A 14,545-nucleotide genomic window follows, 5' to 3' on the forward strand; every position below is an offset into this window, starting at 1 on the left:
GGCATGACCAGCAGCCCCTTGCTCCATCTCCCCGGCGCCGTACCGGCCGAAGGCCGCGACGAGGGCGTCGCCGCCCACTACGGAGAGCTGTACGGCGAACAGCGCGCACTCGCCGACGGCCGCGGTTTCGTCGACCTCTCGCACCGCGGGGTCCTCACCGTCACCGGACCGGAGCGGCTGAGCTGGCTGCACCTGCTGCTCACCCAGCACCTCACCGAGCTGCCGCCCGGGCAGGCCGCCGAGGCGCTGATCCTCTCCGCGAACGGCCACATCGAGCACGCGCTCTACCTCGTCGACGACGGCGAGACCGTGTGGGCGCACGTGGAACCCGGCACCCAGGACGCGCTGATCGCCTACCTGGAGTCGATGAAGTTCTTCTACCGCGTCGAAGTCGCCGACCGCACCGCCGACTTCGCCGTCGTGCACCTGCCGGCCGGCTCCATCGCCGAGCTCCCCGAGGAGCACCCCGTACGGGAGACCGCGCACGGCCGCGACGTGTTCCTGCCCCGCGCCCAGCTGGAGGCCTTCGCCGCCTCCCACGGCCCCGCCGCCGGCCTCCTCGCGTACGAGGCCCTGCGCGTCGAGGCGCACCGCCCGCGGCTCGGCCTGGAGACGGACCACCGGACCATCCCGCACGAGCTGGGCTGGATCGGCACCGCCGTGCACCTCCAGAAGGGCTGCTACCGCGGCCAGGAGACGGTGGCCCGCGTCCACAACCTCGGCAAGCCCCCGCGCCGCCTCGTCTTCCTGCACCTGGACGGCTCCGAAGTGCTGCTCCCGGCGCACGGCACCCCGATCCGGCTCGCCGCCGACGGCCAGGAGGGCCGCCAGCTCGGCTTCGTGACCACCGCGGTCCGCCACCACGAGCTGGGCCCGATCGCGCTCGCCCTGGTCAAGCGGAACGTGCCGGTCGACGCCCCGCTGCTGGCCGGTACGACGGCGGCCGCGCAGGAGGTCGTCGTAGCGCCCTGACCGTCCGGGCGGTCCCGGGCGGTCCCGGGCGGTCCCGGGCGTCCGGGAAGCCTCGGGCGTCCCAGGAGCCTCGGGAGCCTCAGACGTCGATGACGATGGTGAACGGGCCGTGGTTGGTCAGCGAGACCCGCATGTCCGCGCCGAACCGGCCCGTCTCCACCGTCGCCCCCAGCGCGCGCAGCTGCGCGACGACCTCGTCGACCAGCGGCTCGGCGACCTCGCCCGGCGCCGCCGCGTTCCACGTGGGGCGCCGGCCCTTGCGGGCGTCTCCGTAGAGGGTGAACTGCGAGATCACCAGCAGCGGAGCGGCCACGTCGCTGCAGGACTTCTCCGCCTCCAGGATGCGCACCGACCACAGCTTGCGCGCCAGCTGCGCCGCCTTCTCCGGGGTGTCGTCGTGGGTCACCCCCACCAGCACGCACAGCCCCTCGCCGACGATCTCGCCCACGGTCTCGCCGGCCACCACGACGCTCGCGCCGTCCACCCTCTGCACCACTGCTCGCATACCACCTGTGTACCAGGCGTGCACCCATCAGGGGCCGATCGGGTGGCGTGGGACTGCATCCGCACCACGGAGAGTGGCACGATGCACGCAGGCGGTGCTTCCCCCCGGTCCTGCGGGCCGGGGACGACCCCATGCACCGGTCGAGGGGACGGACACGTCACATGAACACTTCTGGTACCTCCGTACCTGCATCACCCACGGCCACTCCGACAGGCGCGGCCAGACCGCCCGCGCAGCGCACGGGCGAGGAGCAGGCGCCGACCACGCCCGCCACCGCGCTCGGCCTGCCGGAACTTCGCACGCTGCGCCGAGACGCACAGCGCGACGAAGCCGACCTGAGCTACGTACGCAGGCTCCTCCAGGGCCGGATCGACATCCTGCGCGCCGAACTGGCCCGGCGCAGCGATCCGGAGGCACCGGTGACCCCGGAGCCCCCGGTCGTCGACCGGCTCTCGGAGATCCTCGCCGACGCGCCCTCGCGGCGCAGCGCCTCCGCCCGGCACGTCACGCTCGGCACCCCGCACAGCGAGGAGTTCCGGCTGCTGGCCGCGGAGATGCTGTCCGACGTCGAGCTGTCGGACCTGGACGCCCGCACCGACGGGGAACTGCACGACGCGATGGGCCGCCTGGTGCGCTACGAGCAGCAGGTCTCGCGGCGCCGCCAGCAGCTCCAGCGCACGGCGGACGACTGCAGTGCGGAGATCACCCGCCGCTACCGGGAGGGCGAGGCGCAGGTGGACGACCTGCTCGCCTAGTCCGGGGGGCCCATGGGCCGGTGGGCCGGTGGGCCGGTGGGCCGGTGGTCCGGTGGTCGGCGGTCCGGCTGCCCGTCGGCGCGGGTAAATTCGGGCGACTCGCGCCGGGGTGGCGGTTTAGCGTGGCCGGTTATGAGCGCAGACGTCCGGCCGATCGCCGAATCCGAACTCCCCGAGTGGCTCAGGGCCGTGAACACCGGCTTCCTGCGTCCCGACCCCGTCACCGATGCCGACCTCGCCCAGCGGGCCAAGCACACCGACGTGGAGCGCACGCTGGGCGCCTTCGACGACGCCACGGGACGCTGCGTGGCCACCCTCCGCTCGTTCGCGCAGGAGCTGACCGTTCCCGGCGGGGCGACGGTGGCCGCGAGTGCCGTCACCAACGTCGCCGTGCTGCCCACGCACCGCCGGCGCGGCCTGCTGACCCGGATGATGGCCACCGAGCTGGCGGCCGCGACCGCACGCGGCGACGTCGTGTCCACGCTGATCGCCGCCGAATACCCGATCTACGGGCGGTACGGGTTCGGGCCCGCCGCCTCGGTCTCCGAGTGGGAGATCGACGTGAGCCGCACCGGGCTCGACGCGCGCTGGGCCGGGCCCGGATGCGGCGGCCGGATCGAGCTGGTGGACGTCGCCGAGGCGCGCACGATCGGCCCCGGGCTGCACGAGCGGCTGCGGGCGCTCTCACCCGGCACGGTCGACCGCAGCGCACGCTGGTGGAGTCTGGCCACCGGGCTGGAGGAGATGTCCGGCCGCCCGTACAAGAGCCGCTTCCACGCCGTGTACCGGACGGCGGACGGCGAGCCCGCCGGCCTCGTCGCGTACACGTCCGACGAGCACTGGACGGACGGCAAGGTCCCGCTCAACACCGTGCAGGTCAAGGACTTGATAGCAGTCACCCCGGACGCGCAGCGCGCCCTGTGGCACTTCCTGTGCTCCATCGACTGGGTCCTGAAGGTCCGCACCGGCTACCGCGCCCCCGACGACCTCGTCGCCGAGCTGCTGCCCGACCCGCGCGCCGCCCGGATCGTGACCGCCGCCGACTTCCTGTGGGTGCGCCTCCTGGACGTCGTACGGGCGCTGACCGCGCGGACCTACGCCGTTCCCGGGGTCCTCGTACTCGACGTGACCGACCCGGCGGGGCCCGCCGCCGGCCGCTACCGGATCGACGCGGGCACGGGGGAGTGCACGCGCACCGAGGACCCGGCGGACCTGCGCCTCGACGCCTCCGCGCTGGGCTCCCTGTACCTCGGCGACGCATCGGCGGTGCGTCTCGCCGAGCTGGGCCGGATCACGGAGCAGCGGCCCGGGGCGCTCGCGCTGGCGGACGCGGTGTTCCGCACGGCACGCCGCCCGTGGTGCCCGGACGTCTTCTGACCCCGCAGTCTTGTCCTGTTGCAGAACGAACCGAGGAGTGGACTGAGCCACGTGGCTTCGATCGTGGAAACCCTGCGGGCGGCGGGCTGCGTGTTCGCCGAGGAGGAGGCGGCACTGCTGACGGCGGCCGCCCGGGACGACGGACACCTGGCGGACCTGGTGGCCCGCCGGGCCGGTGGCGAACCGCTGGAACACGTCGTCGGCTGGGCGGAGTTCTGCGGACTGCGCGTGCGCGTGGGCGAGGGGGCGTTCGTGCCGCGCCGGCGCACCGAGTTCCTGGTGCAGGAGGCCGTGGCCCTGGCCCGGCCCGACGCCGTCGTCCTGGACCTGTGCTGCGGGGTCGGCGCGCTCGGCGCGGCGGTGGCGGCGCAGCTGGGGCCCCGGGTGGAACTGCACGCCGCGGACATCGACCCGGTGGCGCTGGCGTACGCGCGGCTGAACGTGGCCCCGTACGGCGGGCAGGTCCACCAGGGCGACCTGTACGCCGCACTCCCCGACTCGCTGCGCGGCCGGGTGGACCTCCTGGTGGTCAACGCCCCCTACGTGCCGACCCGGGAGATCGGGCTGCTGCCCCCGGAAGCCCGCGAACACGAGCCGATGGCCTCCCTGGACGGCGGCGCGGACGGCCTGGACGTCCACCGCCGGGTCGCGGCGGGGGCCCTGCCCTGGCTGGCCCCCGGCGGCAGACTGCTGATCGAGACGAGCGCCCGCCAGTCCCCGCAGACGGCCTCGGCCCTCTCGGCGGCCGGACTGACGGTCCGCGCGGCCACCTCGGAGGAACACGCGGCCACGGTCGCCGTCGCCACCCGCGCGGCCTGAGGGCTGTCCCGTAGTCCCCGACGGCCGTTTCCGGCGGCGGCGACGGGGTCCCGCCGCCGCCGGAAACGGCCGCGACGGGGTCCCGCCGCCGTCGTCGGCGGCTTACGCTGGCCGGGTGACGCTCGACGACCTCCGGCGGCTGCGCCGTGCCCGGGACACGATGGACCGCGACTACGCGCAGCCCCTGGACGTCGCGGCGCTGGCGCGCGTCGCGCTGATGTCGCCGGGGCACTTCTCCCGCAGCTTCCGGGCCGCCTTCGGGGAGACCCCGTACAGCTACCTGATGACCCGGCGCGTCGAGCGGGCGAAGGCGCTGCTGCGGCGGGGCGACCTCAGCGTCACCGAGGTCTGCTTCGAGGTCGGCTGCACCTCGCTGGGCTCCTTCAGCTCGCGCTTCACCGAGCTGGTCGGTGAGAGCCCGAGCGCGTACCGGGCCCGCAGCCATGAACCGGGTGCGGCCATTCCGGCGTGCGTCGCCAAGATCCTCACGCGGCCGGTCAGGAACGGACCGACCGAGAGCGGTCCCGGCGCAGGAGCGGAGACCGCCGGCCGCGCTTAAGGGCTGTCCCGTAATCCCCGGCGGGCGCGCGACGCCGGCCACGGCACCTCGCCGCGTTGTCGGAACGCCCGGATACGCCCAGTATGCGGACGTCCCTCCGCCGTGCGGTGCACCGCATCCGACACCGCGCGCTGATCCACCGGGGATCACGGGACAGCCCTTAGCGTCGGACGCATGGAAATCAAGCTGTCCCAGTGCTTCATCGCCGTAGCCGACCACGACGCGGCACTGGCCTTCTACCGTGACGCCCTCGGCCTGGAGGTCCGCAACGACGTCTCGTTCGAGGGCATGCGCTGGGTGACCGTCGGCTCGCCCGCGCAACCGGACGTGGAGATCGTCCTCGAACCGCCGGCCGCGAACCCGAACGCCGCGCCCGCCGACCGGCAGGCGATGGCAGAGCTGCTGGCCAAGGGGATGCTGCGCGGCGTGATCTTCTCCACCGACGACGTCGACGCCGCGTTCGAGCGCATCCGGGCCGCGGGCGGCGAGGTGCTCCAGGAGCCGGCCGACCAGCCGTACGGCGTCCGCGACTGCGCCTTCCGCGACCCGGCCGGCAACATGCTGCGCTTCAACCAGCCGCGAGCCCGGTGAACCGGCCCGGCGGAACCCGCCATGGGTGATTTTGCAAGCAGGCGCTTGCAATAGTTAGCAAGGTCCGGCAGGATCGGGGCATGGCATCGCTCAACGTCGGAAATCTCGGCGAATACCTCCGTGAACAGCGGCGGCAGGCGCAGCTCTCGCTGCGGCAGCTCGCCGATGCGGCGGGGGTGTCGAATCCGTACCTGAGCCAGATCGAACGCGGGCTGCGCAAGCCGAGCGCGGACATCCTCCAGCAGCTCGCCAAGGCGCTGCGGATCTCCGCGGAGACGCTCTACGTGCAGGCCGGGATCCTCGACGAGCGCGATCGCGACGAGGTCGAGACGCGGGCCGTCATACTCGGCGACCCGTCGATCAACGAGCGGCAGAAGCAGGTGCTGCTCCAGATCTACGACTCGTTCCGCAAGGAGAACGCGACCGAGGCCGACCCGGCCGGCGCGGACGACGAGATGCACCCTACGAACTGAACTGTGATCCGGGAGGACCAGCCACATGGCCATCGCCGATGACCTGAAGAAGACCCTCACCGACCCGACTCCGCTCTACTTCGCCGCCGGCACCGCCGACCTCGCGGTGCAGCAGGCCAAGAAGGTGCCCGGGCTGATCGAGCAGCTGCGCGCCGAGGCCCCCGCGCGCATCGAGGCCGTGAAGAACACCGACCCGAAGATCGTCCAGGAGAAGGCCAAGGAGGCGCAGGAGGCGGTCACCGCCAAGTTCGCCGAGGTGCTGACCGCGATCGACCCGAAGAAGCTCGGGGAGACCGCCCAGGACCTGGCGCTGCGCGGGGTCGGCGTGGCCGCCGAGTACGCCGTGCGCGCCAAGGAGACCTACGACAAGGTCGCCGAGCACGGCGAGCAGGCCGTGCGGACGTGGCGCGGCGAGGTCTCCGAGGAGATCGTCGACATCGCGGTCGCCGTCGAGCCGGCCGCCGCGACCCCGGCCGGGGCTTCGGGCGGGACGTCCGCCGAGGAGGAGGCCGCGGGCTCCGACGAGGAGAAGCCCGCCGCCCGCCGGACCGCGGTGCGCAAGAACAACACGAAGAAGGCCGCCACGGTCTCGGCCGACGAGAGCTGATGCGGTGAGGGCGGGCCGGGCACCTGCGAGGTGTCCGGCCCGTTGTTCTCGGCGAGAGCCGCTCTCCCGGTAGCGTGGGGAGCGGCGGCACCGGACGGGCGAGCGGGAAGAGGCGGTCAAGGCGATGTTGATGAACGGGTTCGACAACGGCGTGCTCCCGCTGCTCGGCTACGCCATGCTGGCCCTGGCCGTCGTGGCCCTCGTCTTCGCGCTGCTGGCGCGGGAGGACGCGTACCGGGCCGCCGACAAGCAGACCAAGACGTTCTGGCTGGTCATCCTCGGCGTCACCGTGGTCGTGGACTTCTTCCTCGGGATGCTGTTCCTGCAGATCGCCGGCCTCGTCGCGACCATCGTGTTCCTCGTGGACGTACGCCCGGCCCTCAAGCAGGTCTCGGGCGGCGGACGGGGTGGCCGCCGCAGCGGCGGCAGCAGCAGCGACGGCCCGTACGGGCCGTACAACGGCGGCCGCTGACCCCCGCCCCCCCCCGCCCTCCCGCCGGGCTGCGAGGGCCTAGCCGTCCGCGCGGGAGAGCAGGACCACGGCCACGTCGTCGGTGAGTTCGCCGCCGTTGAGGCGCCGGGCCTCGGTGACGGAGGCCTCCAGCAGTCCCTCGCCGCTCAGGCCGCGGTCGAGGTGCCGGTTGATCATCTCGACCAGGCCGTCCTGTCCGAGCCGCTCCCTGCCTTCGCCGATGCGGCCCTCGATCAGGCCGTCGGTGTACAGCATCAGGCTCCAGGCGCCGCCCAGTTCGACCTGGCGGCGCGGCCAGCGGGCCTTGGGCAGCAGCCCGAGCGCCGGGCCGCTGTTCTCGTACGGGAGCAGCTGCGCGCGGCGGCCCGGCCGGGATATCAGCGGGGCCGGATGGCCGGCCAGGCACAGGCCCGCGCGGCGGCCGTCGGGGGAGATGTCCACCGTGCACAGGGTCGCGAAGATCTCCTCGCAGGGACGCTCCACCTCCAGGACCTCCTGGAGCGTCGACAGCAGGTCGTCGCCGCACAGCCCGGCCAGGGTCAGGGCGCGCCAGGCGATGCGGAGCTCGACCCCGAGGGCGGCCTCGTCGGGGCCGTGGCCGCAGACGTCGCCGATCATGGCGTGGACGGTGCCGTCGGGGGTGCGGACGGTGTCGTAGAAGTCCCCGCCCAGCAGGGCGCGGCTGCGGCCGGGGCGGTACCGGGCGGCGAAGCGGAGGTCGGAGCCTTCGAGGAGCGGGTTGGGGAGCAGGCCGCGTTCCAGGCGGGCGTTCTCCTGGGCCCGAAGTTTCGATTCTGCAAGCTTGTACTGGGCGATGTCCGCCCGTTTTCTCTCCACCGCGTAGCGGATCGCCCGGCTGAGCAGACGGCCGTCGAGCTCGTCGCGGAAGAGGAAGTCCTGCGCGCCGACCCGTACGGCCTCGGCGGCGCGCTCGGCGTCGGCCTCGGCGGTGAGGACGAGGACGGCGTGGCGGGGCGCGATCCGGAGCACCTCGCGGAGGATGGCCAGCTGGTCGGCGGCGGCGGTGCGCGAGCCCGCACCGCCGACCGTGGCCGCACCGCCGACCGTGCCCGCACCGCCGAGGCCCGCACCGCCGAGGCCGGCGCCGGAGCCTCCCGGTGTCCCGGCGAGGGAGAGGTCGAGCAGGATGCAGTGCACGTCCTGGGTGAGCAGGCGCGCGGCCTCGGTGAGGTTGCGGGCGGTGCGGAGCCGGATGCGGTGCCCGTCGGAGTCGAGGATCTCGGGGACGGTGAGCCCACCCGCCGGGTCGTCCTCGATCACCAGCAGGGTCAGGGACGCCTGGGGCGCGGTGGCGTGCGCGACTGCAGGCGGCGTCGCCTGAGTGCTCTCCGTGGCGGGGGTGTCCCTCTGCCGCGGTACGGGTACGGCCATCGTCTCCGGTTCCTTCCCTCCCCCCGAGGGTGCGTCCGGCCGACCCTAGCGGTCGGTGGCCGCAGAGTGGAATGGCGTTCCGGGCCAGGCCACCGTCATATGCCGCTATCGCGGGGGAAAATCGGCCTCACTGCCGGACCGCTGAATGACGAACGTCACGGCGGCGGCCGTCCACGTCCCGCCTACCGAGACGTCCCGGAGCCCCCCCGGGGTTGCCCGGCCCGGTCCCCGGCGCGGCGTCGGCCCGGCGCCCGGCCCCGCCCGATCAGGCGTCGGGGCGCACCACGGCCTTGATCGGCATCGAGCCCGCGCCCGTCAGGGTGACGTTGCGGCCCGGGCGGGGGGCGTGGACGATCGCGCCGTCACCCACGTACATCCCGACGTGGCTCGCGTCGTCGAAGTAGATGATCAGGTCGCCCGGCCGCATGTCCTTGATCGCGACCTTCGGCAGCAACCGCAGCTGCTCCTGCGACGTGCGCGGGATGTTCCTGCCCGCCGCCCGCCAGGCCTGGGACGTGAGGCCGGAGCAGTCGAAGGAGTCCGGGCCCTCGGCGCCCCACACGTACGGCTTGCCCATCTGCCCGGTGGCGTACTGGACCGCCCTCTTGCCCGACTCCGACGCCGAGCTGTTGATCTCCTTCAGCACGCCCGTCGACAGCCACGCCGTCTGCGCCTTGTACTGCGCTTCCTGCTCCAGCTGGATCAGCCGGGCCTTCTCCTCGGCCTGCAGCTTGCTCTCCAGCGCCTCGGCCGTCTTGATCTTCCCCTCGATCTCCTTCTTCGCGTTCTCCTGCTTGATCCGGTTGGCTTCCAGCTTCTCCCACTGCGCGGTGGCGTCCTTCGCGTACTGCTGCAAGTCGCTCTGCGTGCGGTTCATTTCGGACAGCAGGTCCGTCGTCGCCTTCTCGCCCTGCCTGATCCGGTCCGCCCCGTCGAGGAACTGGCTCGGGGTGCCGCTCAGGGCCAGCCGCGCGCCGGCCGGCATCCCGCCCGAGCGGTACTGGGCGCGCGCGGCGGCCCCCGCGCGGTCCTTCAGCGCCGTGATCCGGTCCTGGCCGGCCACCACCTGCTTCGCGATCTCGACGATCTTGGCGGACTGGGCCTTGGCCTCGCCCTCCGCGAGGTTGTAGGCGTCCGTCGCCGTGCCCGCCTGGCGGTACAGCTCCTCGATCTCCTTGCGCACCTGCTCGAGGGACTTGGCGCCCGGCTCGGGCGCCGCCGGCGCCGCCGGCGCCGCCGGCGCCGCCTGCGCCACCCCCGTCACGCCCACCGCGCCCGACACTGCCAGCAGCGCCGCCGCACACAGCAGCGCAAGAGTGGACACGCCGCCGCGCCGCCTACGCTCCACGGTCCCCATGGTCCCCCCAAGGTGCCCCGAGTCCGATCCTCTATCAGATCTGACTATTCATCAGTAACTTTGCGCTGCCTTCGGGATGGTGCCACGAGTAGGCGAATTCCAACACCCTCACGGGACGCCCCTCGATCTTGTCCAGTCCCCCACACCGGTCCCCGCCGACTCAACGGGCCACCCCGGCGACCGGTTCCCCGCAGCGCCACATTCACCCCGCCGGGCGCAACGCCTCCCAGCGCACCGTCAGTTCGCCCTGCCGCCAACGCCCCGGCCCGTCCGCGAGCGGCCAGTCCGCAGCCAACGCCCGCGCCGTCCGGATCCAGCGCTGCCGCGCCCCGTACGAGGCGTACGGGGCCGCCGCCGCCCACGCCCGGTCGAAGTCCCGAAGGAACGCGTGCACCGGCTCCCCCGGCACATTGCGGTGGATGAGCGCCTTCGGCAGCCGCTCCGCCAGGTCCGAGGGGCGCTCCAAGGAGCCCAGCCGGGTCGCGAACGTCACCGTCCGCGCCCCCTCGGGACCCAGCGCGACCCACACGTGACGCCGCCCGATCTCGTCACAGGTCCCCTCGACGAGCAGGCCCTCCGGAGCCAGCCGCGCGCACAGCCGCTCCCAGACCGCCGCCACCTGCTCCTCGTCGTACTGACGCAGCACGTTCGCCGCCCGGATCAGCGCAGGCCGCACCCCGCCCTCCAGCGGCACCTCGAACCCGCCGTGCCGGAAGCCGAGCCCCTCCCGCTCGTACGGCTTCGCCGCCGCGACCCGCGCCGGCTCGATCTCGATGCCCACCACTCGTACCCGCGGCGCCGCCTCCCGCAGCCGGGCCAGCAGCTCCACCGCCGTCCACGGCGCCGCCCCGTAGCCGAGGTCCACCGCGACCGGCGCCTGCGCACGCCGCAGCGCCGGCCCGTGCACGGCCGCGATCCAGCGGTCCATGCGGCGCAGCCGGTTCGGGTTCGTCGTCCCGCGCGTGACCGTGCCCACAGGGCGACGCGGGGGCGGGGCGGGGCGGGAGGGCATGCGCCGAGCGTAAGCGGAGCGGCCCCGCCGGAAGAAAAGCGGACACCGGGAAAAAAGAACCCCTCCCCCCGGAATGCGGGACGCGGCCATCCGGGTTGCACTCCTAGAAGGGCGCCCCGTGCGCTCCGTCCGTCATGCCCGCCCGCGGTCCGAGAGTCGTCCGAGCGAGAGGAACTGCTCCCTTGAGCCAGTACGTGTCCCGCCTCGGCGGCAGCCTCGGCGGCCGCATCGCCGCCGCCCGCAGCACCCGCCTCGACCCGCCCCGCCTGCGCCTGCCCGCCGTCGGCCACCACCGCAAGCCGCGCCGCGTCGCCATGCTCAGCGTGCACACCTCGCCGCTGCACCAGCCCGGCACCGGCGACGCCGGCGGCATGAACGTGTACATCGTGGAGCTCGCCAAGCGCCTCGCCGCCATCAACATCGAGGTCGAGATCTTCACCCGCGCCACCGAGGGCGGCCTCCCGCCCACCGTCGAGCTGGCCCCCGGGGTCCTCGTACGGCACGTGGACGCCGGCCCGTACGAAGGCCTCGCCAAGGAGGAGCTCCCCGCCCAGCTGTGCGCCTTCACCCACGGCGTCATGCAGGCCTGGGCCGGCCACCGGCCCGGCTACTACGACCTGGTCCACTCCCATTACTGGCTCTCCGGCCACGTGGGCTGGCTGGCCGCCGAACGCTGGGGCGTCCCCCTCGTGCACGCCATGCACACCATGGCCAAGGTGAAGAACGCCGCACTGGCCGAGGGCGACACCCCGGAGCCCGCCGCCCGCGTCATCGGCGAGACCCAGATCGTCGCCGCCGCCGACCGGCTCATCGCGAACACCACCGAAGAGGCCGACGAACTCGTACGGCACTACGAAGCCGACCCCGGCAAGGTGGCGGTCGTCCACCCCGGCGTGAACCTCGACCGCTTCACCGTCGCCGACGGCCGCGCCGCCGCCCGCGCCCGCCTCGGCCTGCCGCAGGACGCCGTCATCCCCCTCTTCGCCGGCCGGATCCAGCCGCTCAAGGCCCCCGACATCCTGCTGCGCGCCGTCGCCGAGCTCGTCGACCGCGACCCCACGCTGCGCCGGCGCCTGTTCGTCCCCGTCGTCGGCGGCCCCAGCGGTAGCGGGCTGGCCAAGCCGGAGGGCCTCCACAAGCTCGCGGCCAAGCTCGGCATCGCCGACCTCGTCCACTTCCACCCGCCCGTGCGCCAGGACGCCCTGGCCGACTGGTTCCGGGCGGCGTCCGTGCTGGTCATGCCCTCGTACAGCGAGTCGTTCGGGCTCGTCGCCATCGAGGCCCAGGCCACCGGCACACCGGTGCTGGCCGCCGAGGTCGGCGGTCTGCCGGTCGCCGTCAACGACGGAGTGACGGGCATCCTCGTCCCCGGGCACGACCCGGTGGACTACGCACGGGAGCTGCGGCGCTTCGTCGACGACCCGGCCCTCGCGGACCGGATGGGCGCCGAGGCCGCGCGGCACGCGCAGTTCTTCGGCTGGGACACCGCGGCGAGCGGCACGGCGGACGTGTACACCGCGGCGATGCACGATCACCGCCGTCGCGTACGCTCCCACCATGGCTGACACCGCCGCGATCATCGAGTCCACGCTGGCCGGCGCCGAGCTGAGCTGGGAGAGCCCCGAACCGGGCTCCTACGTCGTCCAGCTCCCCGGCACCCGCAAGCTGAGCACCACCTGCTCGCTGCGCATCGGCCGGCACTCGCTGTCCGTGAACGCGTTCGTGATCCGCCACCCCGACGAGAACGAGGCGGGCGTCCACCGCTGGCTGCTGGAACGCAACCTCAAGCTGTACGGGATGGCCTACGCGGTCGACCGCCTCGGCGACGTCTACCTCACGGCCCGGCTCCCGCTGTCGGTGGTGAACCCGGAGGAACTGGACCGGCTGCTCGGCACGGTCCTGGAGGCGGCGGACGGCGCCTTCAACACCCTGCTGGAGCTGGGCTTCGCGAGCGCGATCCGCCGCGAGTACGAATGGCGCGTCTCGCGCGGCGAGCCGACGTACAACCTGGACGCCTTCAAGCACCTGACGCAGCCGTCGTCCTGAGCGGGACGGGTCCGCCTTGGTCCACGACCTCCGGTTCAGTCGAATGCAGCAGCTCTGCGTGCACATGGCGGGCGGGGAACCGAGCCTGGTCCCATGGGTATACGACCATGGGTGGTCGTCGAGCCGCCTGATCGGCGTGGTCTGCGCCGGATCACCATCCAGGACAAGACGGTCGGTAGCGCGTGGTCTCTCCGCGAGTTGCGGAAGGTACTTCGGCGCCTCGGCTACCCCGACGACATGGACCTCGAGGACCGCTCGCGTATCTACTGGCGTGGCGGCGACAGCAGCGTCTGGCCCGATGACCGAGGCCTGAGACGCCGTGTGGTCATCGCCCTCATGCTCGTGGGGCTGCTGGGCTCGCTGGCTCTGCACGCCGTCATCGGCTGGGCGGACGCCATGGGAGCACTGACTTTCGCCCAACGCCTGGTCGGAGTCCTGTTCCTGTTGGCGGCTGTCGTTCAGGGCATCGCGTTGCCTGCGGCCGTCGACTACTGGGGGCGCAGGAAGGTCAGGCATTCCGGAGCAGTGGTCCTTCTCGGCGTGCTCATGACGCTGGCCACCACGACCCTTCTCCTCTTCCTGTGGCTGCAGGAACGGGAATTCATAGTCACCGTCCTGCTTTTCCTCGCCTTGTGGATCTGGTCCCTGTGGGCCCTTCGCCTCCTCATCCACGAAAGAGTGTGGAGAGGGATACCACACCCCAGGAGGTTCGCTGCAGGGGTTACCGTAACGGCGCTCCTGACGGCGATCAGCCTGGGATACTCAAGTATCTATCAGCCCCTTGTCGAGCCCTACCACTTCGTCTTGAGAGCTACATTCGGCACACCTCAGACGGACGCCGATTCCCCCTACATTCACGTCCCCCTCAAACTCTACGCAAAGAACGACGGAGGGATTCCGGTCTACATCGTCGTCGACGACTACACGGTCTGGGGACACTTGGCCGAGTTCTCCAAGTCCGGCAAAGGGACAGAGGAATGGCGCGGCAGTGAGGAGGGCGGGTGGTGGAGAACTGATGCGGAGGCGTTCGAGAGCAAAGTGAACGACGAGGTCGTTGCGTCCGGACAGTTTCAAGGCCCTGGGTCGACACTGGACTCCGGGGAAGAATTCGGAATGGAGAGGATAATCACGCTCCCCAAGGACACCAAGTACGAGACGCTGAACGCCACTCTCCGATTCTCCATGCTGAGGCAGGATCGCGGAAAGCTCGACGACAAATTCTCTGACGCGAGACTCTCCTGGATGGCAACCGAAGGGAAATACTACTGCCCACCCAACGGGTGCGGTGAGCATCTCATTTACCACGGCCGGGTGCGCTACAACGACAACTTGATCAACATCACTCGAAAGCCGCGGTACGTTGCAGCCTTCTGGTCGCCGAAAGAGGAGCCGCAGGTCTTCATTTCCTCATTCAACTTCAAGAAGAACAAGAAAAGCGAATCGATCTACGACATATATACAGGCCTGGATGAGAAAGAAATTGATCTGGAGGCGCAGAGATACGGCCTCAGTTGGGTCTCCGCCAACTCGGAAGTTTCCGTCAAGGGGCTGCTTAAGCAGGCGAATCACTGAGTTACGCGCACGGTCCTGCTATCGGCATCTCGGGAT

Annotated in this window: 16 protein-coding genes; 12 read left to right on the forward strand and 4 right to left on the reverse strand. The window is 72.0% G+C overall.

Going from position 1 to position 14,545, the window contains the following annotated elements:
- Window positions 1-3 precede the first annotated feature (3 nt).
- Complete coding sequence (locus ACIPK4_RS00265; protein WP_402307912.1) at window positions 4-972, forward strand: YgfZ/GcvT domain-containing protein; 969 nt, start codon at window positions 4-6, stop codon at window positions 970-972.
- A 79-nt stretch (window positions 973-1,051) separates the two neighbouring features.
- Here the strand turns inward: ACIPK4_RS00265 and dtd are convergent, their stop codons facing one another.
- Window positions 1,052-1,477: a D-aminoacyl-tRNA deacylase gene (gene dtd, locus ACIPK4_RS00270; RefSeq protein WP_402307914.1), complete on the reverse strand. Its 426-nt coding sequence runs from the start codon at window positions 1,475-1,477 to the stop codon at window positions 1,052-1,054.
- A gap of 161 nt (window positions 1,478-1,638) precedes the next feature.
- On the opposite strand from dtd, the gene ACIPK4_RS00275 reads away from it, so the two are divergent.
- The 8 genes from ACIPK4_RS00275 to ACIPK4_RS00310 all read left to right on the forward strand — a co-directional run bounded on the left by ACIPK4_RS00275 (window position 1,639) and on the right by ACIPK4_RS00310 (window position 7,130).
- Entirely contained in the window at window positions 1,639-2,232 is a 594-nt protein-coding gene (locus tag ACIPK4_RS00275; RefSeq protein ID WP_402307916.1) for an AmfC protein, read from the forward strand.
- A 132-nt stretch (window positions 2,233-2,364) separates the two neighbouring features.
- Window positions 2,365-3,609 carry a GNAT family N-acetyltransferase gene (locus tag ACIPK4_RS00280; RefSeq protein WP_402307918.1) on the forward strand — a complete coding sequence of 415 codons (1,245 nt, stop codon included), beginning with the start codon at window positions 2,365-2,367 and terminating at the stop codon, window positions 3,607-3,609.
- A gap of 42 nt (window positions 3,610-3,651) precedes the next feature.
- A complete protein-coding gene (locus ACIPK4_RS00285; protein WP_402309038.1) occupies window positions 3,652-4,428 on the forward strand; it encodes a putative protein N(5)-glutamine methyltransferase in 777 nt (258 codons plus the stop codon).
- Window positions 4,429-4,543: 115 nt separating this feature from the next.
- Window positions 4,544-4,987 carry a helix-turn-helix transcriptional regulator gene (locus ACIPK4_RS00290; RefSeq protein ID WP_402307921.1) on the forward strand — a complete coding sequence of 148 codons (444 nt, stop codon included), beginning with the start codon at window positions 4,544-4,546 and terminating at the stop codon, window positions 4,985-4,987.
- Window positions 4,988-5,161: 174 nt separating this feature from the next.
- Complete coding sequence (locus ACIPK4_RS00295; protein WP_402307925.1) at window positions 5,162-5,578, forward strand: VOC family protein; 417 nt, start codon at window positions 5,162-5,164, stop codon at window positions 5,576-5,578.
- Window positions 5,579-5,658: 80 nt separating this feature from the next.
- Window positions 5,659-6,051: a helix-turn-helix domain-containing protein gene (locus ACIPK4_RS00300; RefSeq protein ID WP_054225774.1), complete on the forward strand. Its 393-nt coding sequence runs from the start codon at window positions 5,659-5,661 to the stop codon at window positions 6,049-6,051.
- 25 nt (window positions 6,052-6,076) lie between these two features.
- Window positions 6,077-6,658, forward strand: coding sequence for a hypothetical protein (locus ACIPK4_RS00305; protein ID WP_402307928.1), 582 nt, complete (start codon window positions 6,077-6,079; stop codon window positions 6,656-6,658).
- A 124-nt stretch (window positions 6,659-6,782) separates the two neighbouring features.
- Window positions 6,783-7,130, forward strand: coding sequence for a DUF2516 family protein (locus tag ACIPK4_RS00310; protein ID WP_054225772.1), 348 nt, complete (start codon window positions 6,783-6,785; stop codon window positions 7,128-7,130).
- 39 nt (window positions 7,131-7,169) lie between these two features.
- On the opposite strand, the gene ACIPK4_RS00315 is transcribed toward ACIPK4_RS00310, so the two are convergent.
- The 3 genes from ACIPK4_RS00315 to ACIPK4_RS00325 form a co-directional block, all read right to left on the reverse strand.
- Window positions 7,170-8,522: a PP2C family protein-serine/threonine phosphatase gene (locus tag ACIPK4_RS00315; protein ID WP_402307931.1), complete on the reverse strand. Its 1,353-nt coding sequence runs from the start codon at window positions 8,520-8,522 to the stop codon at window positions 7,170-7,172.
- Between the two features lie 265 nt (window positions 8,523-8,787).
- Window positions 8,788-9,879 carry an NlpC/P60 family protein gene (locus tag ACIPK4_RS00320; RefSeq protein ID WP_402307934.1) on the reverse strand — a complete coding sequence of 364 codons (1,092 nt, stop codon included), beginning with the start codon at window positions 9,877-9,879 and terminating at the stop codon, window positions 8,788-8,790.
- A gap of 202 nt (window positions 9,880-10,081) precedes the next feature.
- Window positions 10,082-10,891, reverse strand: a complete 810-nt coding sequence (locus tag ACIPK4_RS00325) for a class I SAM-dependent methyltransferase (protein WP_376202372.1) — start codon at window positions 10,889-10,891, stop codon at window positions 10,082-10,084.
- Window positions 10,892-11,073: 182 nt separating this feature from the next.
- Between ACIPK4_RS00325 and mshA the strand changes: the two genes are divergently transcribed.
- The 3 genes from mshA to ACIPK4_RS00340 all read left to right on the forward strand — a co-directional run bounded on the left by mshA (window position 11,074) and on the right by ACIPK4_RS00340 (window position 14,509).
- Window positions 11,074-12,456 carry a D-inositol-3-phosphate glycosyltransferase gene (mshA, locus tag ACIPK4_RS00330; RefSeq protein WP_402307937.1) on the forward strand — a complete coding sequence of 461 codons (1,383 nt, stop codon included), beginning with the start codon at window positions 11,074-11,076 and terminating at the stop codon, window positions 12,454-12,456.
- Window positions 12,449-12,937: a YbjN domain-containing protein gene (locus ACIPK4_RS00335; RefSeq protein WP_402307940.1), complete on the forward strand. Its 489-nt coding sequence runs from the start codon at window positions 12,449-12,451 to the stop codon at window positions 12,935-12,937. The genes mshA and ACIPK4_RS00335 overlap by 8 nt, the downstream gene beginning before the upstream one ends.
- Window positions 12,938-13,048: 111 nt before the next feature.
- Window positions 13,049-14,509 (forward strand): hypothetical protein, encoded by a 1,461-nt coding sequence (locus tag ACIPK4_RS00340; protein WP_402307943.1) that lies wholly within the window; start codon window positions 13,049-13,051, stop codon window positions 14,507-14,509.
- Window positions 14,510-14,545: the final 36 nt, after the last annotated feature.

This window comes from Streptomyces sp. NPDC086989 (assembly GCF_044745505.1).
GTDB lineage: Bacteria > Actinomycetota > Actinomycetes > Streptomycetales > Streptomycetaceae > Streptomyces.

Bases quoted from the DNA above. Each gene is read 5' to 3' on its own strand.
- ACIPK4_RS00325 (WP_376202372.1), bottom strand. From the start codon at position 10,891: ATGCCCTCCCGCCCCGCCCCGCCCCCGCGTCGCCCTGTGGGCACGGTC.
- ACIPK4_RS00265 (WP_402307912.1), top strand. From the start codon at position 4: ATGACCAGCAGCCCCTTGCTCCATCTCCCCGGCGCCGTACCGGCCGAA.
- ACIPK4_RS00300 (WP_054225774.1), top strand. From the start codon at position 5,659: ATGGCATCGCTCAACGTCGGAAATCTCGGCGAATACCTCCGTGAACAG.
- dtd (WP_402307914.1), bottom strand. From the start codon at position 1,477: ATGCGAGCAGTGGTGCAGAGGGTGGACGGCGCGAGCGTCGTGGTGGCC.
- ACIPK4_RS00335 (WP_402307940.1), top strand. From the start codon at position 12,449: ATGGCTGACACCGCCGCGATCATCGAGTCCACGCTGGCCGGCGCCGAG.
- ACIPK4_RS00280 (WP_402307918.1), top strand. From the start codon at position 2,365: ATGAGCGCAGACGTCCGGCCGATCGCCGAATCCGAACTCCCCGAGTGG.
- ACIPK4_RS00295 (WP_402307925.1), top strand. From the start codon at position 5,162: ATGGAAATCAAGCTGTCCCAGTGCTTCATCGCCGTAGCCGACCACGAC.
- ACIPK4_RS00315 (WP_402307931.1), bottom strand. From the start codon at position 8,522: ATGGCCGTACCCGTACCGCGGCAGAGGGACACCCCCGCCACGGAGAGC.
- ACIPK4_RS00310 (WP_054225772.1), top strand. From the start codon at position 6,783: ATGTTGATGAACGGGTTCGACAACGGCGTGCTCCCGCTGCTCGGCTAC.
- ACIPK4_RS00305 (WP_402307928.1), top strand. From the start codon at position 6,077: ATGGCCATCGCCGATGACCTGAAGAAGACCCTCACCGACCCGACTCCG.
- ACIPK4_RS00320 (WP_402307934.1), bottom strand. From the start codon at position 9,879: ATGGGGACCGTGGAGCGTAGGCGGCGCGGCGGCGTGTCCACTCTTGCG.
- ACIPK4_RS00275 (WP_402307916.1), top strand. From the start codon at position 1,639: ATGAACACTTCTGGTACCTCCGTACCTGCATCACCCACGGCCACTCCG.